Annotated in this window: 26 protein-coding genes, 1 tRNA gene and 1 riboswitch; of the genes, 14 read left to right on the forward strand and 13 right to left on the reverse strand. The window is 75.8% G+C overall.

Translation table 11 applies throughout. From position 1 onward, the window contains the following. Positions 1–180: 180 nt before the first annotated feature. Entirely contained in the window at positions 181–426 is a 246-nt protein-coding gene (locus GTQ99_RS25900; protein WP_166614517.1) for a DUF2630 family protein, read from the reverse strand. Between the two features lie 89 nt (positions 427–515). On the opposite strand from GTQ99_RS25900, the gene GTQ99_RS04355 reads away from it, so the two are divergent. Next, positions 516–983 (forward strand): MarR family transcriptional regulator, encoded by a 468-nt coding sequence (locus GTQ99_RS04355; RefSeq protein WP_166614518.1) that lies wholly within the window; start codon positions 516–518, stop codon positions 981–983. Positions 984–1,004: 21 nt separating this feature from the next. Here the strand turns inward: GTQ99_RS04355 and GTQ99_RS04360 are convergent, their stop codons facing one another. Next, positions 1,005–2,246 carry an MFS transporter gene (locus GTQ99_RS04360; protein WP_166614519.1) on the reverse strand — a complete coding sequence of 414 codons (1,242 nt, stop codon included), beginning with the start codon at positions 2,244–2,246 and terminating at the stop codon, positions 1,005–1,007. Between the two features lie 160 nt (positions 2,247–2,406). On the opposite strand from GTQ99_RS04360, the gene GTQ99_RS04365 reads away from it, so the two are divergent. Beyond that, positions 2,407–2,661 (forward strand): hypothetical protein, encoded by a 255-nt coding sequence (locus tag GTQ99_RS04365; RefSeq protein ID WP_166614520.1) that lies wholly within the window; start codon positions 2,407–2,409, stop codon positions 2,659–2,661. 23 nt (positions 2,662–2,684) lie between these two features. On the opposite strand, the gene GTQ99_RS04370 is transcribed toward GTQ99_RS04365, so the two are convergent. The 5 genes from GTQ99_RS04370 to dcd form a co-directional block, all read right to left on the reverse strand. Next, a complete protein-coding gene (locus GTQ99_RS04370) occupies positions 2,685–3,326 on the reverse strand; it encodes an NAD-binding protein (protein WP_166614521.1) in 642 nt (213 codons plus the stop codon). Positions 3,327–3,354: 28 nt separating this feature from the next. After that, complete coding sequence (locus GTQ99_RS04375) at positions 3,355–4,704, reverse strand: TrkH family potassium uptake protein (protein ID WP_338074723.1); 1,350 nt, start codon at positions 4,702–4,704, stop codon at positions 3,355–3,357. Between the two features lie 88 nt (positions 4,705–4,792). Beyond that, positions 4,793–5,263 (reverse strand): ankyrin repeat domain-containing protein, encoded by a 471-nt coding sequence (locus GTQ99_RS04380; RefSeq protein WP_338074724.1) that lies wholly within the window; start codon positions 5,261–5,263, stop codon positions 4,793–4,795. Between the two features lie 77 nt (positions 5,264–5,340). Beyond that, positions 5,341–6,648 carry an HDOD domain-containing protein gene (locus GTQ99_RS04385; RefSeq protein ID WP_166614522.1) on the reverse strand — a complete coding sequence of 436 codons (1,308 nt, stop codon included), beginning with the start codon at positions 6,646–6,648 and terminating at the stop codon, positions 5,341–5,343. A 197-nt stretch (positions 6,649–6,845) separates the two neighbouring features. Further along, on the reverse strand, positions 6,846–7,421 hold the full coding sequence (gene dcd, locus GTQ99_RS04390) for a dCTP deaminase (RefSeq protein WP_166614523.1): 576 nt from the start codon (positions 7,419–7,421) through the stop codon (positions 6,846–6,848). A 90-nt stretch (positions 7,422–7,511) separates the two neighbouring features. Between dcd and GTQ99_RS04395 the strand changes: the two genes are divergently transcribed. Continuing rightward, positions 7,512–7,582, forward strand: a tRNA-Gly gene (locus GTQ99_RS04395). A 71-nt stretch (positions 7,583–7,653) separates the two neighbouring features. Here GTQ99_RS04395 and GTQ99_RS04400 read toward each other — a convergent pair. Further along, positions 7,654–8,568, reverse strand: coding sequence for a GTP-binding protein LepA (locus tag GTQ99_RS04400; RefSeq protein WP_166614524.1), 915 nt, complete (start codon positions 8,566–8,568; stop codon positions 7,654–7,656). Between the two features lie 278 nt (positions 8,569–8,846). Between GTQ99_RS04400 and GTQ99_RS04405 the strand changes: the two genes are divergently transcribed. Beyond that, complete coding sequence (locus GTQ99_RS04405) at positions 8,847–11,234, forward strand: putative bifunctional diguanylate cyclase/phosphodiesterase (protein ID WP_166614525.1); 2,388 nt, start codon at positions 8,847–8,849, stop codon at positions 11,232–11,234. A 13-nt stretch (positions 11,235–11,247) separates the two neighbouring features. Here GTQ99_RS04405 and GTQ99_RS04410 read toward each other — a convergent pair whose 3' ends face one another. Both GTQ99_RS04410 and GTQ99_RS04415 read right to left on the reverse strand, forming a co-directional pair. Further along, a complete protein-coding gene (locus tag GTQ99_RS04410) occupies positions 11,248–12,450 on the reverse strand; it encodes a SpoIIE family protein phosphatase (RefSeq protein WP_166614526.1) in 1,203 nt (400 codons plus the stop codon). A 158-nt stretch (positions 12,451–12,608) separates the two neighbouring features. Continuing rightward, the gene (locus tag GTQ99_RS04415) at positions 12,609–12,782 is read right to left on the reverse strand and encodes a CsbD family protein (protein WP_166614527.1); all 174 of its coding nucleotides are present in this window, start codon (positions 12,780–12,782) and stop codon (positions 12,609–12,611) included. Positions 12,783–12,902: 120 nt separating this feature from the next. On the opposite strand from GTQ99_RS04415, the gene GTQ99_RS04420 reads away from it, so the two are divergent. Next, the gene (locus tag GTQ99_RS04420; protein ID WP_166614528.1) at positions 12,903–13,892 is read left to right on the forward strand and encodes an SDR family oxidoreductase; all 990 of its coding nucleotides are present in this window, start codon (positions 12,903–12,905) and stop codon (positions 13,890–13,892) included. Between the two features lie 3 nt (positions 13,893–13,895). Here GTQ99_RS04420 and GTQ99_RS04425 read toward each other — a convergent pair whose 3' ends face one another. Together GTQ99_RS04425 and GTQ99_RS04430 are read right to left on the reverse strand one after the other, a co-directional pair. Continuing rightward, the gene (locus tag GTQ99_RS04425) at positions 13,896–14,192 is read right to left on the reverse strand and encodes a DUF4235 domain-containing protein (RefSeq protein ID WP_166614529.1); all 297 of its coding nucleotides are present in this window, start codon (positions 14,190–14,192) and stop codon (positions 13,896–13,898) included. A 16-nt stretch (positions 14,193–14,208) separates the two neighbouring features. Further along, a complete protein-coding gene (locus tag GTQ99_RS04430; RefSeq protein WP_166614530.1) occupies positions 14,209–14,349 on the reverse strand; it encodes a hypothetical protein in 141 nt (46 codons plus the stop codon). A gap of 37 nt (positions 14,350–14,386) precedes the next feature. Beyond that, positions 14,387–14,491: riboswitch (TPP riboswitch) on the forward strand. A gap of 50 nt (positions 14,492–14,541) precedes the next feature. On the opposite strand from GTQ99_RS04430, the gene GTQ99_RS04435 reads away from it, so the two are divergent. From GTQ99_RS04435 to GTQ99_RS26630, 3 genes are read left to right on the forward strand one after another with little or no spacing between them, the layout of a single operon-like run. After that, positions 14,542–15,150, forward strand: a complete 609-nt coding sequence (locus tag GTQ99_RS04435) for an ECF transporter S component (protein WP_166614531.1) — start codon at positions 14,542–14,544, stop codon at positions 15,148–15,150. A 15-nt stretch (positions 15,151–15,165) separates the two neighbouring features. Beyond that, positions 15,166–16,647 (forward strand): ATP-binding cassette domain-containing protein, encoded by a 1,482-nt coding sequence (locus tag GTQ99_RS04440; protein WP_205706780.1) that lies wholly within the window; start codon positions 15,166–15,168, stop codon positions 16,645–16,647. 59 nt (positions 16,648–16,706) lie between these two features. Beyond that, positions 16,707–17,546 carry a CbiQ family ECF transporter T component gene (locus tag GTQ99_RS26630; RefSeq protein WP_166614532.1) on the forward strand — a complete coding sequence of 280 codons (840 nt, stop codon included), beginning with the start codon at positions 16,707–16,709 and terminating at the stop codon, positions 17,544–17,546. A gap of 64 nt (positions 17,547–17,610) precedes the next feature. On the opposite strand, the gene GTQ99_RS04450 is transcribed toward GTQ99_RS26630, so the two are convergent. Further along, complete coding sequence (locus tag GTQ99_RS04450; protein ID WP_166614533.1) at positions 17,611–18,708, reverse strand: DUF3616 domain-containing protein; 1,098 nt, start codon at positions 18,706–18,708, stop codon at positions 17,611–17,613. Between the two features lie 175 nt (positions 18,709–18,883). On the opposite strand from GTQ99_RS04450, the gene dnaK reads away from it, so the two are divergent. From dnaK to GTQ99_RS04480, 6 genes are all read left to right on the forward strand, one after another. Further along, complete coding sequence (gene dnaK, locus GTQ99_RS04455; protein ID WP_166614534.1) at positions 18,884–20,761, forward strand: molecular chaperone DnaK; 1,878 nt, start codon at positions 18,884–18,886, stop codon at positions 20,759–20,761. Further along, on the forward strand, positions 20,761–21,375 hold the full coding sequence (gene grpE, locus GTQ99_RS04460) for a nucleotide exchange factor GrpE (protein ID WP_166614535.1): 615 nt from the start codon (positions 20,761–20,763) through the stop codon (positions 21,373–21,375). The genes dnaK and grpE overlap by 1 nt, the downstream gene beginning before the upstream one ends. A gap of 43 nt (positions 21,376–21,418) precedes the next feature. Beyond that, positions 21,419–22,462, forward strand: coding sequence for a DnaJ C-terminal domain-containing protein (locus GTQ99_RS04465; RefSeq protein WP_166614536.1), 1,044 nt, complete (start codon positions 21,419–21,421; stop codon positions 22,460–22,462). 177 nt (positions 22,463–22,639) lie between these two features. Then, positions 22,640–23,017, forward strand: coding sequence for a heat shock protein transcriptional repressor HspR (locus GTQ99_RS04470; RefSeq protein WP_205706788.1), 378 nt, complete (start codon positions 22,640–22,642; stop codon positions 23,015–23,017). Between the two features lie 23 nt (positions 23,018–23,040). Beyond that, complete coding sequence (locus tag GTQ99_RS04475) at positions 23,041–24,096, forward strand: beta-propeller fold lactonase family protein (RefSeq protein ID WP_166614538.1); 1,056 nt, start codon at positions 23,041–23,043, stop codon at positions 24,094–24,096. A 64-nt stretch (positions 24,097–24,160) separates the two neighbouring features. Then, positions 24,161–24,880 carry a hemerythrin domain-containing protein gene (locus GTQ99_RS04480; RefSeq protein WP_166614539.1) on the forward strand — a complete coding sequence of 240 codons (720 nt, stop codon included), beginning with the start codon at positions 24,161–24,163 and terminating at the stop codon, positions 24,878–24,880. Positions 24,881–24,883 lie beyond the last annotated feature (3 nt).

Here is a 24,883-nt window from a genome sequence, read left to right on the forward strand (position 1 = left end):
GGTGCGGGGACGGGGTGGCGACGGCCGCTGCGGGTGCTCGCCGCGGGCAGGTTGCGCGTGGACGTGCGGGTCGCCACCTGCGACGAGAGCACCTGCCGGCTGGAGGAGCGCACCGTCGTGGTGCCGGTGCGGCCGGCCGGGCAGGGCGAGCCGCTGCTGCGGATCACCCTGCCCTGAGCCTCACTGCCGGTAGCCCTCGACCTCGCCGACCGGGCGCTCCTGCGCCTGGTCCGGGTCCTGCCCGGCGTCGCGCAGCGCCTGGCGCTGGCGCAGCAGGTCCCAGGCCTGGTCCAGCGCCTCCTCGGCGGACTTCAGCTGGGCGTGCTCCTCCGGAGCGCTCAGCTCGCCGGACTGCAGCGCCTCGCGCAGCCGGTGCTCCTCGGCGACGAGGGCGTTGATGCGCTCGTGGATGTCGTGCTCGTTCACGCAGGGCTCCTGTCCCTCGGGGTGGTTCCTCACGGGTACTCCACCACGTCGTCCCCGCACGAGGCCAACCTGGTGACTAGGATCCGCACGTGCACTCACCCGATGACGACGTCGAGGCGGTGCTCGCAGGGTCGCGAGCCGTCGTGGGCATCAGCGTGCGCTCCCTGGCGGACGCGCTGGAGTCGCTGACGCTGCAGCAGTACCGGGTGCTGGTGCTCGTCTGCCGCCGCGGTCCGCTGCGCAGCGGAGCCCTGGCCGCGGCCATCGGCGTGCACCCCTCGACCTTCACCCGCGCCGTCGACCGCCTCGTCGCGGCCGGCTGGGTCGTCCGCCAGGACAACCCCGACACCCGCCGGGAGGTGCTCGTGGCGCCGACCGGCACCGCCCGCGAACTCGTCGGGCAGGTGATGGACCGCCGCCGCGCGCAGTTCGAGTCCGTGCTGGAGCGGATGGCGCCCGAGGACCGCGCGCTCGTGGCGGCGGGCTTCGCCCGCTTCGCCGAGGCGGCCGGTGACGTGGACTTCGCCGAGGCCACGACCCTGGGCTACGACAGCTGACGCGCGTGCGGGGTCGGGTGCTCAGGCGTCGCCGGCGGTGACGGCCTGCGCCTCGGCGGCCGAGCGCGGGGCCGCCTCCGCGTGCACGACGACGACGTGGCGGCGCCCGAGGCGCAGCACGAGCAGCCCGCCGAGGACGCCGAGGGCGCCGAGGACGAACGGCGACCAGTCGGTGTAGACCTCCCCGAGCTCGCCGGCGGCCCAGGCGGCGATGGCGCCGCCGATGAAGCGCACGCAGGAGTACGCGGCCGAGGCGGTGGAGCGCTGGGCGGGGGAGACCTCCATGACCAGCTCGGTGACGATCGTGTTGTTGACGCCGAGGAAGAGGCCGGCGACGACCGTGCCCGCGACGAGGACGGCCCGGTGCTCGACCCCGGCGGCCTCGACGAGCAGGACGAGGGCGAAGAGGGCGAGCATCGCGCTGACGACGGGCACCGCGCCGAAGCGGCGTTGCAGCGGCGGGGCGATCGCCACCGAGGCGACCGCCAGGCACACGCCCCAGCCGAAGAACACGAGGCCCAGCCGGACGGGTGAGGAGATCCCCAGGGCGAACGGCGTGTAGGCCAGCAGCGTGAAGAAGCCGAAGTTGTAGAGGAAGGCCATGGCCGCGACCGTCAGCAGCCCGCGGTGGCGCAGGGCGCGGACCGGGTCGCTGATGGAGGTCCGCACCGCCGGGCGCGGGCTCGTGGGCAGCAGCGTGGCGATGGCGACGAGGGCGACGGCCATGAGGACGGCGGTGCCGAAGAACGGCCCGCGCCAGGAGACCTCGCCGAGCAGGCCGCCGGCGAGCGGGCCGGCGGCGATGCCGAGGCCGAGGGCGGCCTCGTAGAGGATGATCGCGCTGGCCGTGCCGCCGCTGGCGGCGCCCACGATGGTCGCCAGCGCGGTGGCGATGAACAGCGCGTTGCCCAGGCCCCAGCCGGCGCGGAAGCCGACGATGGCGCCGATGGAGCCGGAGGCGCCGGCGAGGGCGGCGAAGACGACGATGACGGCGAGCCCGGCCAGCAGGGTCCGCTTGGCGCCCCAGCGGCTGGAGACCCAGCCGGTCAGCAGCATCGCCAGGCCGGTGATGCCGAGGTACGAGGTGAACAGCAGCAGGGTCTGCGCCTGGGTGGCGCCGAGCTCGCCGGCGATCGCGGGCAGGATCGGGTCGACGAGGCCGATGCCCATGAAGGAGACGACGGCGGCGAACGCCACGGCCCACACGGCGACGGGCTGCTTCAGCAGCCCGGGCGTGGTGCCGCTCGCGGGTGCGGAGGACACGGGACTCCTCGAGGGACGGGTCGGAGGGGGTGGGCCGGTCGCGCGCCCGCGCCGCTGACGGCGCGCTCCCCGGCCGGTCGTACGACAAAACTATATGCCTGAGGCAACCACCTGTCGAGCCCGAGTGACAAGCCGCGACGCTGCGTGGTGAGGTGGAGGGGTGAGCGACGAGCACGAGCAGCCGGCACCCGAGAGCGCGCACGAGGCCGAGACCGCGCGCGAGGCGGCGGCCGAGGCCGAGCGGCGCCGGCGCGGGCGGGACCGGCGCTCCCTCATCGACCTCACGCGCGCCGAGCGCGGCGAGCCGGAGCGCCGCCGGCTGCCCGGGGTGGACCGCCGCGGCACCGACGCCGTCCCGGAGGCGGAGGCCCCCCGCGAGGAACCCCGCGGGCAGGGCGAGGACCGCAGCGCCTGAGCTGCCCGGGAGCGGCCCGCGCCTCAGACGATCGAGCTGAACGCCTCCACGTCCCGGATCTGCCCCGAGACGATGATCACGTCGTCGGCGCCCATGACGGTCTCCGGCGTCGCGTAGGTGAAGCCCTCGCCGGGGCGGTGGTGGGCCACGACCGTGACCCGGTGCTGGCTGCGCAGGCGCGCCTGCGCGAGCGTCTGGCCGACCAGCGGGGCCGGCGGGGTCGTCTTGACCATCGCGAAGCCGTCGTCGAACTCGATGTAGTCGAGCATCCGGCCGCGCACCAGGTGCGCCACCCGCAGGCCCATCTCGTGCTCGGGGCGGATCACCTTGTGCGCGCCGAGCTGGGTGAGGATCCGCGCATGCGACTCGCTGATCGCCTTCGCCCACACGTTGCGGATGCCGAACTGCAGCAGCACCGAGACGGTGAGGATGCTCGCCTCCAGGTCGGTGCCGATGCCGACGACCGCGCGGTCGAACTCGTGCACCGACAGCTGGCGCAGCGCCTCCTCCTTGGTGGAGTCGGCCACGACCGCGTGCGTGAGCGTCCCGGCCAGCTCGTCGACGAGCGCCGGGTCGCGGTCGATCCCGAGGACGTCGACCCGCCCGTCCTCCATGAGCTCCGTCGCCAGCGAGCGGCCGAAGCGGCCCAGGCCGATGACGACCACCGAGCGCGGGTTCGTGAGTGCGGAGCGCCTAGCCAATGATCGGTCTCCCTTCGGGGAACTCGTACATGCGGGTGCGCTCGCGCAGCGCGAGCGCCGCCCCCAGGGTGATGGGCCCGACCCGGCCCAGGAACATCAGCAGCGCCAGGATCACCTGCCCGCTCTCGGGCAGCTGCGGCAGCAGCCCCGACGACAGGCCCACGGTGGCGAAGGAGGAGATGACCTCGAAGACGACCATGTCCAGCGGCAACCCCGTCATCTCGACGAGGACCACCGTCGCCGTGACGACGACGCCCACCGAGACCAGCGCCACCGTCAGCGCCTGCCGGCAGACCCGGTCGGGCACCCGGCGCCCGAACACCGTCACCGACGCCTCGCCGCGGAACTCCGCCAGCAGCACGACCGCCAGCAGCGCGAACGTCGTCACCTTGATGCCGCCGGCCGTGCTCGCCGACCCGCCGCCGATGAACATCAGGACGTCCATGACCAGCCAGGACCCCCCGTTCATCTGCGAGACGTCGACGGAGTTGAACCCCGAGCTGCGCGTCGCGCTGGACTGGAAGAGGCCCGCCAGCGGTCGCGCCCACCAGTCCAGCGCCCCCAGCGTCGCCGGGTTGCGCCACTCGTTGACCGTCAGGAAGACCCAGCCGACGAGCAGCAGCGGCACGGTCGTGGCCAGCGTCAGCTTGGTGTGCAGCGACCAGCGCTGCGGCAGGCGGAACTGCCGGCGCAGCTCCAGCAGGACGGGGAAGCCCAAGCCGCCGACGAAGGAGGCGCCCACGACCGGCAGGCACATCCACGGGTCGGCGACGAAGTCGGTCATGCTGTCCCCGCGCAGCACGAAGCCCGCGTTGTTGAAGGAGGAGACCGCCAGGAACGTGCCCTCCCACGCCGCCGAGGGCAGGCTGGCGCCGTAGCCGACGAACAGCCGGGTCGTCAGCAGCACCGCCGTGACGGCCTCGACGAGCACGGACACCTTCACGACGCCGAGCAGGACGGTGCGCACGTCGCCGAGGTCGAAGCCGCGGGTCTCGGTGGTGGTGAGCATCCGCGAGCGCAGGCCCATGCGGCGCGAGGCGACCACGCCCAGCAGCGAGGCGGACGTCATGATGCCGAACCCGCCGACCTGGGCGAGGGCGAGGATGACGACGAGGCCGAAGGTCGACCAGTGCTCGCGGGTGTCGACCACGACGTGGCCGGTCACGCACAGCGCGCTCACCGCCGTGAACAGCGCCTGCACGAACGTCGCCGCGCCCTCCCCGCGGTGGGCGACCGGCAGCCACAGCAGCGCCGTGCCCACGGCCACGACGGTCGCGAAGGTGACGGCCACGACCTGGGCCGGGTGGCGCAGGATGCGGCGGCGCGAGGTGAGCGCAACCACCAGCGGCCTCCCAGCGCCTCGACCCTCCCGGCGCGAGGGGCGCGCCGACCGGATCAGGCTAGGCGATCCACCGCCCGCCGGCGGCCGCTCAGGCGCCGTCCACCCCGTCCAGCGGAACCTCCAGCAGCTCCAGCAGGTCCCGGCGGCCGAAGAAGCGCGCCGACTCCAGGGCGTTGGGGCTGCCGAGGTAGGGGTCGGCGTCGGCGGCCACGAGCGCGGCCACGACGTCGCGCTCGCCCTTGAAGACCGCACCCGCCAGCGGCGTCTGCCCGCGGCCGTTGACGCGGTCGGGGTTCGCGCCGCGCTCCAGCAGCGCCCGCACCGTGGCCGGGTGGCCGTGGTAGGCGGCGAGCATCAGCAGGCAGTCGCCCTCGCTGTCGGTGGAGTCCACGGGCACCCCGGCGTCGAGGTAGCCGCACAGCTCGCGCGAGCGGCCGTTGCGGGCGTGCTCGAAGACGCGGTGCGCCAGCTCCAGCGCCCGCTCCTCCCCCTCGTCGGCCGGTCCGACCGGCTCCGCGGGCGGGACGAGCGCGTCCGGGTCCTCGCGGCTGTCCGTCACGGCGACAGGGTAGGTCCGCCCGCGCACCGAGCGCACCCCGTCCGGCGTCGCGGCCGGCCTGGAGCGCTCGGGAGCGCTCAGGAGCGCTCCAGGACCGAGCTCACGGTCGCCATCGCCCCGCTCAGCGCGGCCAGGTAGGCGCGCGAGACCTCGTACACCACGTGCCCGGCCTCGGCGATCGTGCGCGGCTCGTCCACCTCGTAGGCGAGCACGGCGCTCAGCGCCGCCCCCGCCGGGCCGTGGCGGTCCACGAGGGCGCTGCGCACGGCGCGCGCGACCCCGGTGGTGTCCACGAGCTCCTCCTCGCGCATCCCCAGCACGGTCGCCACCCCCGACAGCAGGCCCACCGTGTAGGCCAGGTCCGCCTCGCGCGGGGACAGCCGCGCGCACGCGGCGGCGCGGGCCAGCACCATCGTGAGGGACTCGGTGTCCACGCTCGTGACGCCGCCGAGCAGCATGAGGACCACCCACGACAGCAGCTGCTTGCGGCCCAGCAGCACGATGGCCTGCCGCAGCGAGGTGACCTCGGTGCGCGTGCCGGCCGCCGCCGACGTCACCGTCTTGAACACCCGCAGGCTCAGCGCGGGGTCGGAGGCGACGAGCTCCTCGACTTCGCGCATGGGGGCGTCGGCGCCGGTGAGGGCGCGCACCAGCCGCAGGCAGACCATCTGCGAGGGCGTGAGGCTGACGGCCTCCAGCGTCACCGGCCGCTGCAGCCCGTAGCCCTGGAAGAGGTCGACGCCCGCGGCGCTGCAGCGCGCGAACAGCTCGTCGTCCTCGATGCGCTCCACGACGACCAGCGCGTCCGGGTTGTGCCGGCGGGCCAGGGCCAGGACGTCCTCGAAGGAGCCGCCGGTGGCCTCCACGTCGATCTTCACGTACTGCGCCAGCTCCACGGCCCGCAGCCGCCCCGGCTCCCCGGCGAAGTCGTCGACGGCGATGCGGTAGCCCTCCTCGCGCAGCCGCAGCAGCCCGGCGTGGACCTCGTCGTCGACCTCGACGTTCTCCAGCAGCTCCAGGACGACCTGGCTCGGCGAGCACGGCATCGGCAGCTCGCCCGTGAAGAAGCCGCGCGTGAGGTTGATGAACAGCAGCTTGTCGCCGGCGATCTGCTCCACGCCGAAGTCGCCGAAGGTCGCGCTGATGACCTGCGAGGTCGCGTGGTCCTGCTCGGCGCCCTCGGCCAGCTCGGCGCTGGCGCGGCCGTGGGCGCGGAAGAGCAGCTCGTAGGCGACGAGGCGGCGCTCGCGGTCGTAGATGCCCTGGCGGCCCACCCGCACGGGGGCGACCGACCCCGACGTCCACGCGCTCCCGCCCGCGGCCGCCGATTCGCCGCCGGCGGTGGTGGTGCTGGTGCCCGTGGTGGTGCCCGTGGTGGTGCCCACCGTGCCGCCCGCGGGGGGGTGCGCGGGAGCAGCGCGACGAGCGGGGTTGCCGTGCCAGCTCACTGGTCGCCCTCCCGTCCCGTGCTCGCCCGCGACCTCACCTGCCCTACAACGGCGTGCGGAGCGCCCGGCTGAAGCCCCGGCGCCCGGGACTGGGCCGAACGGGCGTGTCCGGCGGCGCGTCGCGGCGCGGGCGCTCAGACGGGGGTGCGCAGGAAGCCCTGGAAGGAGCGGCTCGGCGTGGGGCCGCGCTGGCCCTGGTAGCGCGAGCCGGAGGCGTCGCTGCCGTAGGGGCTCTCGGCGGGGGAGGAGAGCTGGAAGAAGCACAGCTGGCCGATCTTCATCCCCGGCCACAGCGTGATCGGCAGCGTCGCCACGTTGGACAGCTCCAGCGTCACGTGCCCGGAGAAGCCGGCGTCGATGAAGCCCGCCGTGGAGTGCGTCAGCAGCCCCAGCCGGCCCAGGCTGCTCTTGCCCTCCAGCCGCGCGGAGATGTCGTCGGGCAGCGTCACGACCTCGAAGGTCGAGCCGAGCACGAACTCGCCCGGGTGCAGGATGAACGGCTCCTCGCCCTCGACCTCCACCAGCCGGGTCAGCTCCGGCTGCTCCTGGGCGGGGTCGATGACGGAGTACTTGTGGTTGTCGAAGAGGCGGAACATCCGGTCCAGGCGCACGTCGACGCTGCTCGGCTGCACCATCGACGGCTCGAACGGGTCCAGGACCACCCGGCCCCGGTCCAGCTGGGCACGGATGTCGCGGTCGGAGAGCAGCACGGGCGTCACGCTACCCCCGGCCCGGGCCTGCCCCCGGGTCCGCTACGATGGACGTGCTCGACGCCGGGGCCGGTCCCCGGAGGTCGCTGTGCGGGTGTAGTTCAATGGTAGAACTTCAGCTTCCCAAGCTGATAGCGCGGGTTCGATTCCCGTCACCCGCTCCTCACGAGGCCCAGGTCCAGCGGACCTGGGCCTCTGCCGTCCCCGGGGGCGGGTGCGCCGTCCCCGCGGCTCAGGCCGCCAGCGCCTGCCCGCCGCGCCGGCCGCCCCGCCCGCCGCCCCGGTGGGCGAGCCGCTCGCGGTACATCGCGGCCGCGTCGCGGAAGGCCGCCAGCGCGTACTCCGGCACCTGCAGCCCCTCGCGGTGCGCCCACAGCAGCTGCGTCTCCAGCCGCGAGATGTCGCGGACGTTGCGCTCCAGCTGCTCGTCCAGGCCCAGCTCGACGACGACGCCGCCGAAGTCGGTGCGCTGCTCGCGGGTGGCGGCGCCGACCAGGCCGTAGCTGCGCGAGCGCAGCAGGCGGGCCAGGTGCAGCTGCCAGGGGGCGATGGCGCCGGACTGGACCATCTCCTGCGCGCTGAGGCGGTAGAAGGCGAAGTGGCCCGGCTCCTGCACCTTGATCGCGTCGACGACGGTGCGCTTGACGGCGTGCTCGCCCATCTCGCCCAGCCCCTCGCTCATCGCCTGGTAGGCGAGCATCGCGGACTTCTCCGTGGCCGCGCCGGTCAGGTAGTACAGGAGCCGGACGACCTCGTGCACGACGGGCAGGTGGGCCAGGGCGCCGAGCACCCGCACCCGGGCCGGCACCTCACCGGTGTTCGCGACCACCGGCGGCATGCCCAGGTGCTGCCCGAGGGTGTCCAGCAGGATCCCGTGGCGCTCCTCCTGCGGGCCCCAGACGTCGGCGTAGAAGAGGCGGTCGGTCTCGCTGACGTCGGGGAGCAGGACGGCCAGCTCCAGGACGTTGCGCTCGACCTCCACCTCCACCCGCGCCATGTACTCCAGCACCCCGCCGAAGCGGTCCCGGACCGCGGCGGGGTCGAGCACGCGGTAGTCGGTGGAGTCGAGGTCGACGGGCGGGTGGCGCTCGCCCAGGCGCAGGACGTGCTCACGGATCCTGGTGGCGTCCACGCGAGGTTCGGACATGGCGGTGCGGCTCCCTGCGACGACGGTGATCACTACGTCTGTCGTTCGGTGCCGCGGCGCCGGGGGTTGGCTCGGACCTCGATCCGCTCACCCGTCCGGGTGGTCGCGCACCGCACAAGCACATCAACGGAGCGTGTGAGGTTCGTTGCACTGAGTTGCTGATCGGCGCTCCTGCTGGTCGAGTTGAGGGGTGCGGCGCGCTCCAGCCGGGCCTCGCACCGGTCGAGACCACGACCGGCGCCTGCAACCACCGGGCGCGACGTCGTGCGAGGAGACGCATGCCCACGTCGAACCCGGTGGCGCGCTCCACCGGTGCGCGCCCCGCGCGCGCCCTGCCCCTGCTGGCCGCCGTGCTGGCCGCCGTGCTGGCCGCCGGCCTCGCCGCGGCCAGCGTCGCGGCGCACTGGTGGCCCGTGCTGGCCGCCCTGGCCCGCACCGGCTGCTTCGCGGCGACGGCGCTGCTGCTGCGCCGCAGCGCCCGCCGCGCCGGCGCCGAGGGCGAGGTCTGGCGGTGGGCGGCCCTGGCGGCGACCGCCGTCTGCGCCGGCTCGGCCCTGGACGCCCTCGAGCGCGCGCTGGAGCAGGTGGGGACCGTCCCGCCCGGCGCGCACGGCACCGCCTTCGCGGTGGCGACCCTGCTCGCCTGCCCGCTGGTCTACCGCGGCCTCATCGTGTGGAACCGGTTGCGGACCGCCACCACCGACCCCGGGGACTGGCTCAACGGGCTCAGCGCCACCCTCGCCCTGGCCGCGCTGGGGAACCTGCTCCTCTCCTGGCGCGGGGACGGGCGCGCCGGGCTGCCCTGGGGCGAGGTGCAGCTGCTGCTCTTCCAGGCCGCCGCCCTCGTCGTGGTGCTCGGCACCACCGTCACCGTCGCCACGATGGGCGACCTGCTGCGCGACCCCCGCCCGTGGGCGGTCGCGGCCGGTGCGCTGGTGGCCCTGGCCGGGGTCGTGCCGTGGAACGACTGGTCCGGCAGCGCCGGCTGGCTGGTCCTGCTGGCGGCCCTCGCCGCCGCGGGGCTGCTGCCGGTGCGCGCCTCCCGGCCCCAGGCGGCCACCACCCAGTCCCTGACCATCGGCGCGCTCGTCGTGCTGCTGGCCGGCGTCGCGATCCTCGTGGCCAACACCCGGCTCGAGCCCGCGCGGACGAGCACCTCGGTCCTGTGGGCCGTGCTCGCGGTCGTCGGCGTCAGCACCCGCGTGGTCAACCTCATCCGCGACCTGTCCTCGCTGGCGGTGCGCCGGCAGGAGGCGCTGACGGACGAGCTGACCGGCCTGGCCAACCGCCGCGCGTTCTCCCGCCGCCTGGAGGAGCTGGCCCGCCTGCACCGGCCCGTCGCGCTGCTCGTCCTCGACCTGGACCGCTTCAAGGAGGTCAACGACCGCTTCGGGCACGGGGTGGGCGACGAGCTGCTGCGGGCGCTGGCCGCGCGGTTGCGGGCCGCGGCGCCCCCGGAGGGGCTGCTGGCCCGGCTGGGCGGCGACGAGTTCGCCGTCGTGCTGCCGGGCGCCTCCCCGGAGGCCGCCGCGCGCAGCGCCCGGCAGCTGGTGCGGGCCTGCCGCGCCCCGCTCGACGCGGGCGCGTTCGGCGGTGCCGCGCTCGGTGCCGCGCTCGGCGGCGCGCTCGGTGGCGCAGCGGCCGGGGACCCGGCGGACCCCGGGCCCCGGCTGGAGCTGGACGTCAGCATCGGCGTCGCGGCGACCCCCGCGCTCGCCGACGGCGGTGAGCTGCTGCGGCGGGCCGACGCCGCGATGTACGTGGCCAAGACCGGGCGCACCGGCGTCAGCACCTTCGACGAGGAGATCGACGAGCGCGCCCGCGAGCGCGCGCGGCTGGCCGACGAGCTGGTGGCCGCCCTCGCCCCCGGGCAGGACGAGCGGCCGCCGTTCCCGGTGCACTACCAGCCGCAGGTGTCGGCGGCCACGGGGGAGGTGACCGGCGTCGAGGCGCTCGTGCGCTGGCAGCACCCGCGCGCGGGCCTGCTGCCGCCGGCTGCCTTCCTGGACCTCGTCGAGCAGCGCGGGCTGGTGGAGCGCCTCACCCGGCACGTACTGCGGGTGGCGGCGGCGGACGCGGCGAGCTGGCGCGCCCAGGGCCTGGGGCGGCTGCGGACCTCGGTCAACCTGTCCGCGACCTGCCTGGCCGACCCCGCCCTCGTGCCCGAGCTGCTGGCGGTCCTGCCCGCCGGCAGCCGCCCGTCCGACGTGGTCCTGGAGGTGACCGAGACGATGCTCATGACCGACCCCGGCGCCGCCCTGGAGGTCTGCCGCGCCGTCACCGCCGCCGGCTTCGGGCTGAGCATCGACGACTACGGCACGGGCTACTCCTCGCTGGCGTACCTCAGCGACCTGCCGGCCAGCGAGCTGAAGATCGACCGCTCGTTCACCGCCCGGCTGGTGCAGGACGCGCGCGTCGGCGCGATCATCGCCGGCACCGTCGAGCTGGGCCACCGGCTGGGGCTGCGCGTGGTCGCCGAGGGAGCCGAGGACGAGGCCACGCTCGCGGCGCTGCGCGGGCTGGGGTGCGACGAGGTGCAGGGCTTCGTCCACGCCCGCCCGCTGCCGGCCGGGGACCTCGCCGCGTGGTTGCGGTCCCGCCCTCGCCCGTCGGCACCGCCCGCACCGCCGGCGCCGGTGGCCGGGGCGGCCGGCGCGGCGACCTGAGCCGCGCCGCGGCTCAGCCCAGCTCGGGCTCCGGCGGCCCGGGCCGGGAGCGCCCCGGTCCGGCGACCGCGGGCCGCGGCCGGTCCTCCGGGTGCGCGCGCAGGGCCAGCACGGCCACGTCGTCCTGGTGGGCGCCGCCGAGGCGGGCCTCGAGCACGGCCTCGACGAAGGCGTCGAGGTCGGCCGCCGCGGCCTGCTCCGCCGCCCGCCCCAGGTCCGCGAGCCCGTCCGTCAGCGACTGGTCGCGGCGCTCGACGAGGCCGTCGGTGTAGAGCAGCAGCGTCGCCGACGGCGGCAGCGGCACGGTGCGGTCGGTGCGGTCGGCCTCCGGCAGCACCCCGAGCATGAGGTCGGGGTGCTCGTCGAGGAAGCGGGTGCGCGCCGCCCGCCCGCCGTCCGCGGGGGTCAGCAGCAGCGGCGCGGGGTGCCCGGCGTTGGACCAGGTGAGCCGGCGGGCACCGGTGCGCCGCTCGTCCTCGTCCTGCTCGACGCGCGCGACCACCGCGGTGGCCAGGACCTCCAGCCCCAGGCGCTCCACGGCGGCGTCGACGCGGCGCAGCACCTGCGCCGGGCTCTGGCCGCCCTCGACGGCGTAGCTGCGCAGCAGCCCGCGCAGCTGCCCCATCGCGGCCGCTGCGTGGATGTCGTGGCCGGTGACGTCGCCGATGACGAGGACGGTGCAGCCGTCGGCGTCGACGAGCGCGTCGTACCAGTCGCCGCCGACCTGGTCGCCGCTGCTGGCCGGCAGGTAGCGGCTGGTCAGCTGCAGGTGGTCCGGTTCGGGCAGCCGGGTGAGCATCGCCGCCTGCAGCGTGCGCGCGGCCTGGCGGCGGTCCTGCAGCGTGGCGAGCTGGGCGTTGCGCACGCCGACGGCGACGACGGCCAGCGCGGCCGCGGCCGCGACGACGACGGTGCGCACGACGCCGGGGACGACCGGCACGCCGTCGGCGAGCACCAGGGCTCCGGCCGCCGCGACGGCGAGGGCGCCGACGGCGACCGTCTGGCGGCGCGAGCCGCCCAGCCCGGTGAGCACCGGGCTCAGCGCCAGGGTGCCGGAGATGTTGGCGCTGCGACGGTCGACGAGGAAGCCACCGCCGAGGTCGAGCAGGCACAGCACGAGGCCGGCGACGACGCCGAGCAGCACCCAGCGCCGCGAGGGCACGAGCGGATAGGCACCTTGCGGCTGCCCCGACACCAGGGGGGTGATCTCCGGCACGGGGACAGTTTCCCGCACGGGGCGTGCCCGACCGGTCACCAGTGGTCAGGGTGGGCCACGGCTGGTCGTGCAGGCCGTGACGCGGGTGGAGCGGGTCGAGACGGTGGGGCGGGTGCGGACGGGCCGCCGGTGGCCCGTCCGCACCCGCCCGGTGCGCGTCAGCCCTTGAAGGCGTCCTTCAGGTGCTCACCGCGCTGCTTGACGTCGGCCGCCGTCTGGTCCTTGCGGCCCTCGGCGCGCAGCTCCTCGTCGTCGCTCGCGCTGCCGGCGGCCTCCTTCGCCCGCCCGGCCACGTCCTGCGCCGCGTTCTTGATCTTGTCCGATGCGCTCATGGGTCAACGAGACACCCGCGCGGGCGGCGCCGCACCCCGGGACCGGCGCGCGCGCGGGCCGCTCGCGCCCTAGCGTCGACCGCGGCCGGCGGAGCAGCCGGCACGACGACGGGAGCCCCCATGGCCTTGCGTGTCCTCTTCCTCGGCGGGACCGGGATCATCAGCTCGGCGTGCGCCGCGCTCGCGCTCGAGCGCGGGATCGACCTGACGGTGCTCAACCGCGGCGGCTCGTCCGCCAAGCGGCCGCTGCCGCCGGACGTGCGCACCCTCACCGGCGACGCCCGCGACCCGGTCTCGCTGCGGGAGGCGATCGGCGGCGAGGAGTTCGACGTCGTCGTCGACTTCATCGCCTTCACCCCCGAGCACGTGCGCGCGGACGTGGAGCTGTTCACCGGCCGCACCGGGCAGTACGTGTTCATCTCCAGCGCCTCGGCGTACCAGAAGCCCGTCGGGCACCTGCCGATCACGGAGTCCACGCCGCTGCGCAACCCGTTCTGGCAGTACTCGCGCGACAAGATCGCCTGCGAGGACCTGCTCGTGCGGGCCTACCGCGAGGACGGCTTCCCCGCCGTCCTCGTGCGGCCCAGCCACACCTACGACCGCACCCTGCTGCCCGTGGACGACGGCTGGACGACGATCGACCGGATGCGGCGCGGCGTGCCCGTCGTCGTGCACGGCGACGGCACCTCGCTGTGGGTGCTCACCCACCACACCGACTTCGCGAAGGGGTTCGTGCCGCTGCTGGGCGAGCCGGCCGTCACCGGCGACGTCGTGCACATCACCGGCGACGAGGTCCTCACCTGGGACCGCATCCACCGCACGCTGGCGCAGGCCGCGGGCGCTCCGGAGCCGACGCTGGTGCACGTGCCCAGCGACGTCATCGCCCGCGAGGCGCCCGACCGCGGGCCGGGGCTGCTGGGGGACAAGGCGCACTCGGTGGTCTTCGACAACACCAAGCTCAAGCGGCTGGTGCCGTCCTTCGCCGCCACGACGAGCTTCGCGGCCGGGGCGCGGGAGATCATCGCCCACCACGACGCCACTCCGGACCTGCGGGTCGTCGACCCCGTCGTCGACGCCCGCCAGGACCGGCTGGTGGAGCGGTTCGGCTGAGCCTCAGGCCTTCGCGGCGCCGTCGTCGCCCGGCCCCAGGCCGGGCGGCAGCTCGCCGAAGCTCTTGCGGTAGACGACCGCCGCCTGGCGCTCGACGAGCAGGCGGGTCAGGCCGATGACCGCACCGGAGGCGAGCGCCCAGACGACCGCCTCCTTCCAGGCGACGTCCGGGTCCTCCGGGTTGTCCGGCGGCGGCGAACCGGTCGCCGTGACCCAGACCTTCTTCGTGACGCGGCTCGCGACGGCGGTCGCGAGGATGCCCGACGCGGGGCCCACCAACTTCCAGAGGAACGAGCTCATGGACGCGAACCCTGCCCTACAGCAGGTCCAGGAGCCAGCCCAGGACCGGGGTGAGGGCGGCCGCGGTGCCGCCGAGGACGGCGACGATGACCAGCAGGGTGATCAGGCGCACCCCGCGGGAGGGGCCGCCGTCGGGTCCGCGCATCATCCGGAGCACGGGGGCATCCTCGCAGGTGCCCCGGTGCTAACCTCCCTGCACACGACAGGGGAGCGCCGCGGGGCGCTGAGAGTGCGGGATGCCGCAGACCCTCGAACCTGATCCGGTTCACACCGGCGTAGGGAGTCGGGCCGACCTCGACCCGTGGCGATCGGCGCCGCGGGTCCCCCTCCTGAGCACAGGAGGAACCTCGTGAGCACCACCCTCACCCGCTCGTCCAGCCCCGGGCGCTGGCGCACCGTCGACCTCGTCACCGCGGCCGTGCTGGGCGTCGCCTTCGGCGTCGTCTTCTGGGGCTGGGCCGTCGTCTACGCCGCGCTCTCGCCCGTCTTCGCCGTGCTCGCCCCGCTCTCCGGCCTGCTGGGCGGCGTGTGGCTGCTGCCGGCCGTCGTCGGCGCGCTCGTCGTGCGCCGCCCCGGCGCCGCGCTGCTGGCGGAGCTGGTCGCCGCCAGCGTCGAGGCGCTGCTCGGCAGCCACTGGGGCGTCGGCGTCCTGGTCTCCGGCGCGGTCCAGGGCCTCGGCGTGGAGATCGCCGTCGCCGTGTTCGCGTGGAAGCGCTGGGGCGTGGGCGTGGCCGTCCTCGGCGGGGTCGTCGCCGCCGTCCTGGAGGGCGTCTACGAGCTGTTCGCCTACTTCGCGGGGACGTGGACCCTCGGCTTCCAGGTCCTCTACGTCGCCTGCTTCGCGCTCTCCGGCGCCCTCGTCGCCGGCGTGGGCGGCTGGGCGCTGGTGCGCGCGCTGGCCCGCGCGGGCGCGCTGGGCGCCTTCGGGGCGGGCCGCGAGCTGCACCGGCGCGGCTGAGGCGCGGCGGCGGACGTGCCCGACCTGCGCCTGAGCGACCTCAGCGTCACCCCGGCCGGTGCGCGGCGCCCCGTGGTCGACCGCGTGGACCTCGACGTGCCCGCGGGCCAGCGCGTCCTGCTCGTCGGTCCCAGCGGTGCCGGCAAGTCGACCGTGCTGCGGGCGCTGGCGGGGCTGCTGGAGGACGACGTCGACGCCCGCGGCGAGGTCCTGCTCGGCGGCCGCCCCGCGCGGCCGGGCGAGGTGGGGCTGCTGCTGCAGGACCCGCTGGACACCGTGGTCGCCGCGACCGCCGGCCGGGACACCGCCTTCGGCCCCGAGAACGCGGGCCTGCCCCGCGAGGAGGTCTGGCGGCGGGTCGCGCAGGCCCACGCCGCCGCGCACCACGTCGCCGGCCGCGACCGGGACGTCGCGACGCTGTCCGGCGGCGAGCGCCAGCGCCTCGCGCTCGCCGGTGCCCTCGCGGTGCAGCCGTCGGTGCTGCTGCTGGACGAGCCGACCTCGATGCTCGACGCGCCCACCGCCGCCCGGGTGCGGGAGGCGGTGCTGCGGGCGGCCGCCGGGCGCACCCTCGTCGTCGTCGACCACGACCTCGCCGGCTGGGCGCCGCACGTGGACCGGGTGCTCGTCCTCGGCCGCGGCGGCCTCCTCGTCGCCGACGGCGCGCCCGCCGACGTCCTCGCGGGCTCGCGGGCGCTGCCGGCCGACGGCCTGTGGCTGCCCGGGGCGCCGGCGCCGCGGCCCGTGGACGTGCCCGCGGGGCTGCTCGCGCCGCAGCTCGCGGTGCCGGGGGCGGCCACCGGGGACGCGCTGCTCACCGGGCGCGGTCTGGGCCTGGTGCGCCGCCGCCGCGGCCTGCGCCCCGCCCCGCCCGCGACCGTGCTGCACGGGGTGGACGTGGCGCTCCCCGCGGGGCGCTCCACCGCGTTCACCGGTCCCAGCGGGTCGGGCAAGTCGAGCCTGCTCGCGGTGCTCGCCGGCCTGGCCCGCCCCACCGGGGAGCTGACCGCCGCGCCCGGGCTCGCGGGGGGCCTGCCGCCGCAGCCGTGGCGCTGGCGCTCGCGCGAGCTGGCCGCCCGCCTGGCGTGGGTGCCGCAGTTCCCCGAGCACACCTTCGTGCGGGCCACCGTGCGCGAGGAGGTCGCCGCGACGCCGCTGGCGCTGGGGTGCCCCGGGGCGCGCGGCGAGCAGCTGCTGGAGCTGCTCGGGCTGGCGCACCGCGCGGACGTGAACCCGTTCCGCCTCTCCGGCGGCGAGCAGCGGCGGCTGGCGCTGGCGGGGGCGCTGGCCGCGGGGCCCGCCGTGCTGCTGGCCGACGAGCCGAGCGTGGGGCAGGACCGCGGCACCTGGGCGGTCGTGGCGGGGCTGCTGGCGGCCGCGGCGCGCGAGGGCGTCGCGGTGGGGGTCAGCACCCACGACGAGCGGTTGCTGCGGGTGCTGGACGGCCCGGTGGTGGCGCTGCGCGGCGGGACGCGGGTCGCGGGGGTGGCCGCGTGAGCCGCGACGGGACCCCCGCCGCCGTCCCCAGCGGTGTCCCCAGCGGTGTCCACAGGACTGTGCACACCCCTGTGGACGAGGCGGTGGAGAAGCCGGTGGACGGTGCGGGGGAGGCGGGCGCGGCTGTGGACGGGCCGGTGGACGCCGGGGTGCCGCCGACCCCGGCCCAGCTGCGCTCCGCCGCCCCCGGACCGCCCGTGCGCTCGTGCGGGCCGCTGTCGCTGCTGGCGGTCTCGCTGCTGTGCGCGCTCGGCGCCCTCGCGGTCGACGACTGGCAGCAGGCCGCGGTGGCCCTGCTCGTGCAGCTGCTGTGCCTGCCCCTGGTCGTGGGCCGGGGCGCCTCCCCGGGGCGCCGGCTGGTGCCGCTGGCCGTGGCGGCGCTGTCGGTGGGGTGGTCCACCGTCCTGGCCGGCGACTCCGACGAGCCGCTGCGCACGGCCGCGACCGCCGCGCTGCGCCTGGTCGTCCTCGTGCTGCCGGGCGTCCTGCTGCTGGGCTGGCTGGACCCCGGCGAGGCCGGCGACCACCTCGCGCAGCGGCTGCGGCTGCCCGGGCGCGTGGTCGTCGCCGCGGTCGCCGCCCTCGGGCAGCTGGCCACGCTGGCGCAGGTGTGGGACCAGGTCGCCGCGGCCCGGCGGGTGCGCGGGCTGGGGGCGGGCCGCTCGCCGCTCTCGCGCGCGCGGTGGGCGGCCTCGACGGCGTTCGGGCTGCTCGTGGACGCCGTGCGCCGCGCGGGGCGCACGGCGGTGGCCATGGACGCCCGCGGGTTCGCCGCGGCGGGGGTGGACGCCCCCCGCTCGTGGGCGCTGCCCGCGCCGTGGCGGCGGGCCGACAGCGTGCTGCTGGCCGCCGGGGCGCTGGTGGCGGCGGTGCCCCTGCTGGTCCGCCTGCTCGGCTGACCCGCTGTGGACCACTGGTGATCTTCCACGGTGCACCGTGGAAGATCACGGTTCGTCCACGAGCTCAGGGGGCCGGGGGCAGCGGCCAGACGTCGGCGAGCATCCCGCCCCCGGCGGTGTGGCGGGCGGCGGCGGGGGAGTCGAGCACCACGAGCAGCTCCTCCGCGCCGCCCGGCTCGGCGGGGACGACCCCGATGCCCTCGGGGTGGTCCTCGCCCTGCCCGTGCGGCAGCTCCAGGACGACCGGCAGCTCGCGGGCGCGCACGACCGCGGGCGCCGCGGTGCTCAGGCCGCCGGGCCAGCGGTGCACGCGCACCGGCCCGGACAGCCCCATCGAGGGCCCGGTGAGCACGAGCAGGTCGTCGCCGTGCGGGGCGAGGTCGCGCACGCCGAGGCCGCGCAGGTCCAGCAGGTGCAGCCGGTAGCGGCGGCCGTCCTCGAACTCGCGCAGCACCAGGCGGCCGTCGTCCTTGCGGTGGGTGTCCGGCCGCAGCTCCAGCAGCACCGCCCAGCCGCGCAGGACGGGCCCGCGCAGGCCGACGAGGACCCGGGTGCCCTCCTCGTCCTCGCGCACGGCGACGCCCTCGACGTCGAGGCCGTTGTCCTTGGAGGGGATGGCCAGGAACGGCGCGAGCAGGTCGTCGTCGGCGAGCTCGGCGGCCAGGTCGTCGTCGTGGGCGCCGAGGACCGCGGCCGTCAGGCGCCGCCCGTCCAGGTCCACCTCGCGGGCGGGCAGGCCGGTGGCCGGGTCGACCGGCAGCCGCACGAGCACGAAGCGGTTGGCCTCGCGCACGACCTTGCCCAGCCGCTTGCGCGCCTTGTCGTCGGGGTCGGAGTCGCGGACCTTCTTGCGCTTGAGGCTGTGCGAGCCGATCGCCCACAGCCACGGGCCGGTGCGGGCCAGGCCCTCGACGTCGGCCTCCTCGGAGGCGGCGGCGGGCAGCTCGACGAGGTCGGCGAGCGCGACGCTCACCTGCTCGCCGTAGCCGGTGAGGCGGCCGGCGGCGTCGCGCTGCTCGGTGAGGCGCTCGACGGTGGCCGTCTCGTCGCCGGCGACCCACAGGTGGGGCCCGTCGGTGCGGACGGCGGAGAGGTTGACGTGGGTGAGCCCGGCCTTCGACTCCTCGGCGAAGTGCAGCGGGACCTGGCGCAGCGGGTGCACGCCGGGACAGCGTGCGAGCGGGCGCCCGGGTTCCCGCGGCCGGCGGGAACAACCCGGCCGCCCCAGCAGTTGAGCCGATCAGACTCAAGTCCAGCCGTCACGGCTTGACACGGCGGCGGACGTCGCCAGACTTGAGCCAGGAACGCTCAAGCGATCAGGAAAGAGGAGCCACACCATGGCACGTGCGGTCGGCATCGACCTCGGTACCACCAACTCCGTCGTCTCCGTCCTCGAGGGCGGTGAGCCGACGGTCATCGCCAACGCGGAGGGCGGTCGCACGACCCCGTCGGTGGTGGCGTTCGCCAAGAACGGCGAGGTGCTGGTCGGCGAGATCGCCAAGCGCCAGGCCGTCACGAACGTCGACCGCACCATCCGGTCCGTGAAGCGCCACGTCGGCACCGACTGGAACGTCTCGATCGACGACAAGAAGTACACCCCGCAGGAGATCAGCGCCCGCGTGCTGCAGAAGCTCAAGCGCGACGCGGAGAGCTACCTCGGCGAGGCCGTCACCGACGCCGTCATCACCGTCCCGGCGTACTTCTCCGACGCCCAGCGCCAGGCCACCAAGGAGGCCGGCGAGATCGCGGGCCTGAACGTCCTGCGCATCATCAACGAGCCCACCGCGGCCGCGCTCGCCTACGGCCTGGACAAGGGCAAGGAGGACGAGCTCATCCTCGTCTTCGACCTCGGCGGCGGCACGTTCGACGTGTCCCTCCTGGAGGTCGGCAAGGACGAGGACGGCTTCTCCACCATCCAGGTGCGCGCCACCTCCGGCGACAACAACCTCGGCGGCGACGACTGGGACCAGCGCGTCGTCGACCACCTGCTGAAGAAGGTCTCCGGCGCCTACGGCATCGACCTGTCCAAGGACAAGATCGCCATGCAGCGCCTGCGCGAGTCCGCCGAGCAGGCCAAGAAGGAGCTGTCGACGGCGACGAGCACGAACATCTCCCTGCAGTACCTGTCGATGACGGAGAACGGCCCCGTCCACCTGGACGAGCAGCTGACCCGCGCGCAGTTCGAGCAGATGACCCAGGACCTGCTGGACCGCACCAAGGCGCCGTTCCACGCGGTCATCCGCGACGCCGACGTCAAGCTCGCCGACATCGACCACGTCGTGCTCGTGGGCGGCTCCACCCGCATGCCGGCCGTGACGAACGTCGTCAAGGAGCTCACCGGCGGCCGCGAGCCCAACAAGGGCGTCAACCCCGACGAGGTCGTCGCCATCGGCGCGGCCCTGCAGGCCGGCGTCCTCAAGGGCGAGCGCAAGGACGTCCTGCTCATTGACGTCACCCCGCTGTCCCTGGGCATCGAGACCAAGGGCGGGATCATGACCAAGCTCATCGAGCGCAACACGGCGATCCCGACCAAGCGCTCGGAGGTCTTCACCACCGCCGACGACAACCAGCCGTCCGTGCTCATCCAGGTGTTCCAGGGCGAGCGCGAGCTGGCCCGCGACAACAAGCCGCTGGGCACCTTCGAGCTCACCGGCATCGCGCCGGCCCCGCGCGGCGTGCCGCAGGTCGAGGTCACCTTCGACATCGACGCCAACGGCATCGTGCACGTGAGCGCCAAGGACCGCGGCACGGGCAAGGAGCAGTCGATGACCATCTCCGGCGGCAGCGCGCTGTCGAAGGAGGACATCGACCGCATGGTCAAGGACGCCGAGGCGCACGCCAACGAGGACAAGCAGCGCCGCGAGGAGGCCGAGGCCCGCAACCAGGCCGAGGCGCTCGTCTACCAGACCGAGAAGTTCGTCGCGGACAACTCCGACAAGCTGCCGGCCGAGGGCAAGGAGGAGGTCGAGAAGGCCGTCGCCGAGCTCAAGAGCGCGCTCAACGGCAGCGACGCCGCCGAGATCAAGGCCAAGTCCGACGCCGTGGCCCAGGCCAGCCAGAAGCTGGGCGCCGCGATGTACGCCGCGCAGTCCGAGGGCGCCGCGGCCGGTGACGCCGGTGCGCCGGGCGACTCCGCCGGGGCCGGCTCCACCGGGCCCTCCTCCGAGGAGGACGTCGTGGACGCCGAGGTCGTCGACGACGAGAAGGGCAAGTGATGTCGGAGGAGTTCGCCGAACCCACCGTGGTCCGCGACCGGCGCCGGATCGACCCCGAGACGGGGGCGGTCCGCGCCGAGCCCGGCCAGCCCGCCGAGCCCGCCGACCAGCAGGACGGGCAGCAGTCCCCGCAGGCGCAGGCCCCGACGGTCGGCGGCCCGGACGACGGCGCCGCCGACGCGGCGCTGGAGGCCGCGCAGGCCCAGGCCGCCGAGCGCCTGGAGGAGCTGCAGCGGCTGAACGCCGAGTACGTGAACTACCGCAAGCGCGTCGACCGCGACCGGGACGTGGCGCGGAACGCGGCGCTGGCCAGCGTCGCCGAGGCGCTGCTGCCCGTCCTGGACGACGTGCACCTGGCCCGCCAGCACGGCGACCTGACCGGCCCGTTCGTGGCGATCGCCGACAAGCTGGAGGCGACGCTCACCCGCTTCGGCCTGGTGCGCTACGGCGAGAGCGGCGAGCCGTTCGACCCGGCGGTCCACGAGGCGCTGATGCACAGCCACTCCGACGAGCACGAGGTCGCCACGTGCGTCCAGGTGCTGCAGCCGGGGTACCGCTTCGGGGAGCGGATCCTGCGCCCGGCCCGCGTCGCGGTCGCCGACCCGCAGGGATGAACGAGCCCGGGGACAGCACGAGAGCGAAGGGGGGTGGGCGCCGGTGAGCATGCAGGACTGGGCGGAGAAGGACTTCTACGCCATCCTCGGCGTCTCCCACGACGCCGACGCCGCGGAGGTCAAGAAGGCCTACCGCAAGAAGGCCCGCACCCTGCACCCGGACGCCAACCCGGGTGACGCGGCCGCCGAGCAGCGGTTCAAGGAGGTCGGCGAGGCCTACGCGGTCCTGTCCGACCCCGAGCAGCGCCGCCAGTACGACGGCGTCCGCGCGATGGTCGGCGGCGGCGCCCGCTTCTCCTCCGGGGGAGCGGGCGGCCCCGCTGGCGGGGCGGGTTTCGAGGACCTGCTCGGCGGGTTGTTCGGCCAGGGCGGGCGCGCACCCGGCGGCGTGCGCTTCGGCACGCCCGGCGGTGCGGGTGCCGGTGCCGGTGGTTTCGAGGACCTGCTCGGCGGGCTCTTCGGCCAGGCCGGGGCCGGTGCCGGCGGTTTCGGCGGCGGCCCGGCCCAGGCGCCGCCGCGGGGCCAGGACATCGAGGCCTCCGCGCGGGTGTCCTTCCGCGACGCCCTCGACGGCAAGACGGTCTCGCTGCGGGTGCCCGACCCGCGCGGCGGGCCGGCCCGCACGGTCAACGCGCGGCTGCCGCAGGGCGTGCGCGACGGGCAGAAGGTCCGGCTGCGCGGCAAGGGCGTGCAGGGGCCCGGCGGCAGCGCCGGGGACCTGCTGGTCACCGTGCACGTCGAACCCCACCCGGTGTTCCGCCGGGAGGGCGACGACCTGCGGATGACGCTGCCGGTGTCCTTCGACGAGGCCGTCCTCGGCGCCACCGTGGAGGTGCCGACGCTGGAGGGCTCGACGGTGCGGGTCAAGGTCCCCGCGGGGACCCCGTCCGGGCGCTCGCTGCGGCTGAAGGGCCGCGGCGTCAAGCGCTCGCGCGCCGACGACGAGCGCGGCGACCTGCTGGTGGCCGTGGAGGTCGTGGTGCCGCAGCGCGTCGACGGCGCGGTGCGCGAGGCCGTGGAGGCCTTCGCGAAGGCCACCGCCGGCGAGGACCCGCGCGCGGGCCTGGCCGAGCGCGCCCGCAGCTGAGGACCCCCGCCGCGGTGGCCGTGCCCCTCCCGCGGGCACGGCCACCGCGCGGTGCGGGGCGGGAGGCCGGGCAGGAGGCGGGCAGGAGGCGGGGCAGGAGGACGAGGAGAGGAGGGGCAGGTGTTCGACGACGACAGCGCGGTGTTCGTGATCTCGGTCGCCGCGGAGCTGGCGGGGATGCACCCGCAGACGCTGCGGCAGTACGACCGTCTCGGCCTCGTCTCGCCCAGCCGGGCGCGCGGGCGCGGGCGCCGCTACTCCGCGCGCGACATCGCGCAGCTGCGCGAGGTGCAGCGGCTGTCCCAGGAGGACGGCGTGAACCTCGCGGGCATCAAGCGCATCCTCGAGCTGGAGAACCAGGTGCTGGCGCTCGGCAAGCGCGTGGAGGCGCTGGAGTCCGAGATCGCCCTCGTGCGCCAGCAGGCGCGGCGCATCTTCGCGGCCGGCATGGCCGGCGACATCGTCGCCACCCCGCTGGGGCGGCGGCCGGAGTCGCAGCGCTCGACGGCGCTGGTCGTCTGGCGCCCCGAGCACCAGCGCTCCCACCAGCGCTGAGCCGCACCGGGCACGATGGGCGCGTGAGCAGCGACCCCGCGACCAGCGCCCCCGCGAGCACCGGCACCGACGCCGCGAGCGGCGTCCTCGCCGTCGGTTCCTACACCTCCGCCACGGGCGGGCGCGGCGCCGGGGTGACGCTGCTGGAGCGCGACCCGGGCACCGGCCGCCTCGGCGCCGTGCTCTCCGTCGACGAGTGCCCCTCCCCCTCGTTCCTGGCCGCCGGCCCGGGCGGCGTGCTGCACGCCGCCCACGAGCTCGACGAGGGCGTGGTCTCCTCGCGCCGCTTCGCGGACGGTCGCTGGGAGCTGCTCGCGCAGGTGCCCAGCGGCGGCGCCTCGCCCTGCCACCTGTCCGCGGCGCCCTCGGGCGCGCTCCTCGTCGCCGCGAACTACGGCGGCGGTGCGGGGGTGGTCGGCCTGGCGCGGGGCGCGGTGAGCGGTCTGGAGCAGGTCCTGCACGCGCAGGGCTCCGGCCCGGAGGCGGAGCGGCAGGAGGCCTCCCACCCGCACTCGACGCTCTTCCTGGACGAGCGGCACGTCGTGGTCTGCGACCTGGGCACCGACGAGCTGCGCGTGCACGCGGTCGAGGGCGCGCGGCTGTCCGCCGAGCCCGTCCAGGTGCTCGCCCTGGCGCCGGGCACCGGCCCGCGCCACGCGCGGCTGCACGGCGGGCGGCTGCACGTGGCCGGGGAGCTCGCCGCCACGGTCACCAGCCTCGCCGTCGACGGCGGGCGGCTGTCGGACCCGGTGGTCCACCCCGCCCTCGCCGTGCCCGTCGAGCAGCGCACGTACCCCTCCGAGGTCGCCGCGGCGCCGTGGGGCCTGGTCGTGGCCAACCGCCGCGCGGAGGTCCTCACGCTGCACGAGGTCGTCGACGGCACCGCGCGCCCGGTGCGCGACGTGGCGGTCGGTGCGCTCAACCCGCGCCACGTCGCGGTGCTCGGCCACCACGTGTACGTCGCGGCGCAGGACTCCGACCTCGTCGTCCACCTGGCCCTCGACGACGACCTCGTCGTCGTCGACCGCTCCACCGCCGCGGTGGGCTCCCCGACGTGCGTGGTGGCGCTGCGGGCGTGAGCGGCGCGCCGGCCGGTCGGCGCGCCCGCGTGTGGGAGCGGCCCGCGCGGGGAACGGGGGAGCCATGACGAACCCACGCCACAACGGGCTGCGGTCGGTGGCCGAGCAGTCCGAGGAGGAGCGCGGCGGCCCGGGCAGCATCCTGTCCCGGCAGAGCCGCGACCACGCCGAGCTCGACGAGCTGATGCGCTCCTACGACGCGGCGGGCAGCCCCGCCGAGCGCGGGCGGATCGTCGCGCAGGTCGGCGAGCGCGCCCTGCGGCACGCCTTCGCCGAGGAGACGGTCCTCTTCCCCGCGTACCGCAAGTTCCTCGCCGGGGACGACGACGAGCTGACCCGGCACATCGAGGGCGACCACCAGACGGTCAACGACGCGCTGGAGCAGCTGCAGCGCGCCGACCCCTCCTCCGCCGACTACGACGCGACGGTGCGCCACGCCTTCGAGGTGATCCGCCACGACGCGCACGACGAGGAGGACGACCTGCTGCCGCGGCTGCAGCAGGCGGTCGGCGTCGAGCAGCTGCGCGCGATCGGCGCGGCCTGGGAGGTGCAGCGCCGGACCTCGCCGACCAGGCCGCACCCGAGGGTCCCGCGCGAACCCCCGGGCAACGTGCTCGCCGGGATCCCGCTCGCGGTCTCCGACCGGGTCAAGGACGCCGTCGACCACGCGCTGCCCGTCGGCACCGGCCGGCGCCGCGCGGCGCCCGCGGTCCTGGCGGCCACCGCCGCGGCCGTCCTGCTCGTTCGCCGGCGCGGCCGGGGCCGAGGTGCTGGGATGGGCTGAGGA

This window comes from Kineococcus vitellinus (assembly GCF_009906315.1).
GTDB lineage: Bacteria > Actinomycetota > Actinomycetes > Actinomycetales > Kineococcaceae > Kineococcus > Kineococcus vitellinus.

Bases quoted from the DNA above. Each gene is read 5' to 3' on its own strand.
- GTQ99_RS04415 (WP_166614527.1), bottom strand. From the start codon at position 12,782: ATGAGCGCATCGGACAAGATCAAGAACGCGGCGCAGGACGTGGCCGGG.
- GTQ99_RS04420 (WP_166614528.1), top strand. From the start codon at position 12,903: ATGGCCTTGCGTGTCCTCTTCCTCGGCGGGACCGGGATCATCAGCTCG.
- grpE (WP_166614535.1), top strand. From the start codon at position 20,761: ATGTCGGAGGAGTTCGCCGAACCCACCGTGGTCCGCGACCGGCGCCGG.
- dnaK (WP_166614534.1), top strand. From the start codon at position 18,884: ATGGCACGTGCGGTCGGCATCGACCTCGGTACCACCAACTCCGTCGTC.
- GTQ99_RS04480 (WP_166614539.1), top strand. From the start codon at position 24,161: ATGACGAACCCACGCCACAACGGGCTGCGGTCGGTGGCCGAGCAGTCC.
- GTQ99_RS04470 (WP_205706788.1), top strand. From the start codon at position 22,640: ATGCACCCGCAGACGCTGCGGCAGTACGACCGTCTCGGCCTCGTCTCG.
- GTQ99_RS04405 (WP_166614525.1), top strand. From the start codon at position 8,847: ATGCCCACGTCGAACCCGGTGGCGCGCTCCACCGGTGCGCGCCCCGCG.
- GTQ99_RS04400 (WP_166614524.1), bottom strand. From the start codon at position 8,568: ATGTCCGAACCTCGCGTGGACGCCACCAGGATCCGTGAGCACGTCCTG.
- GTQ99_RS04425 (WP_166614529.1), bottom strand. From the start codon at position 14,192: ATGAGCTCGTTCCTCTGGAAGTTGGTGGGCCCCGCGTCGGGCATCCTC.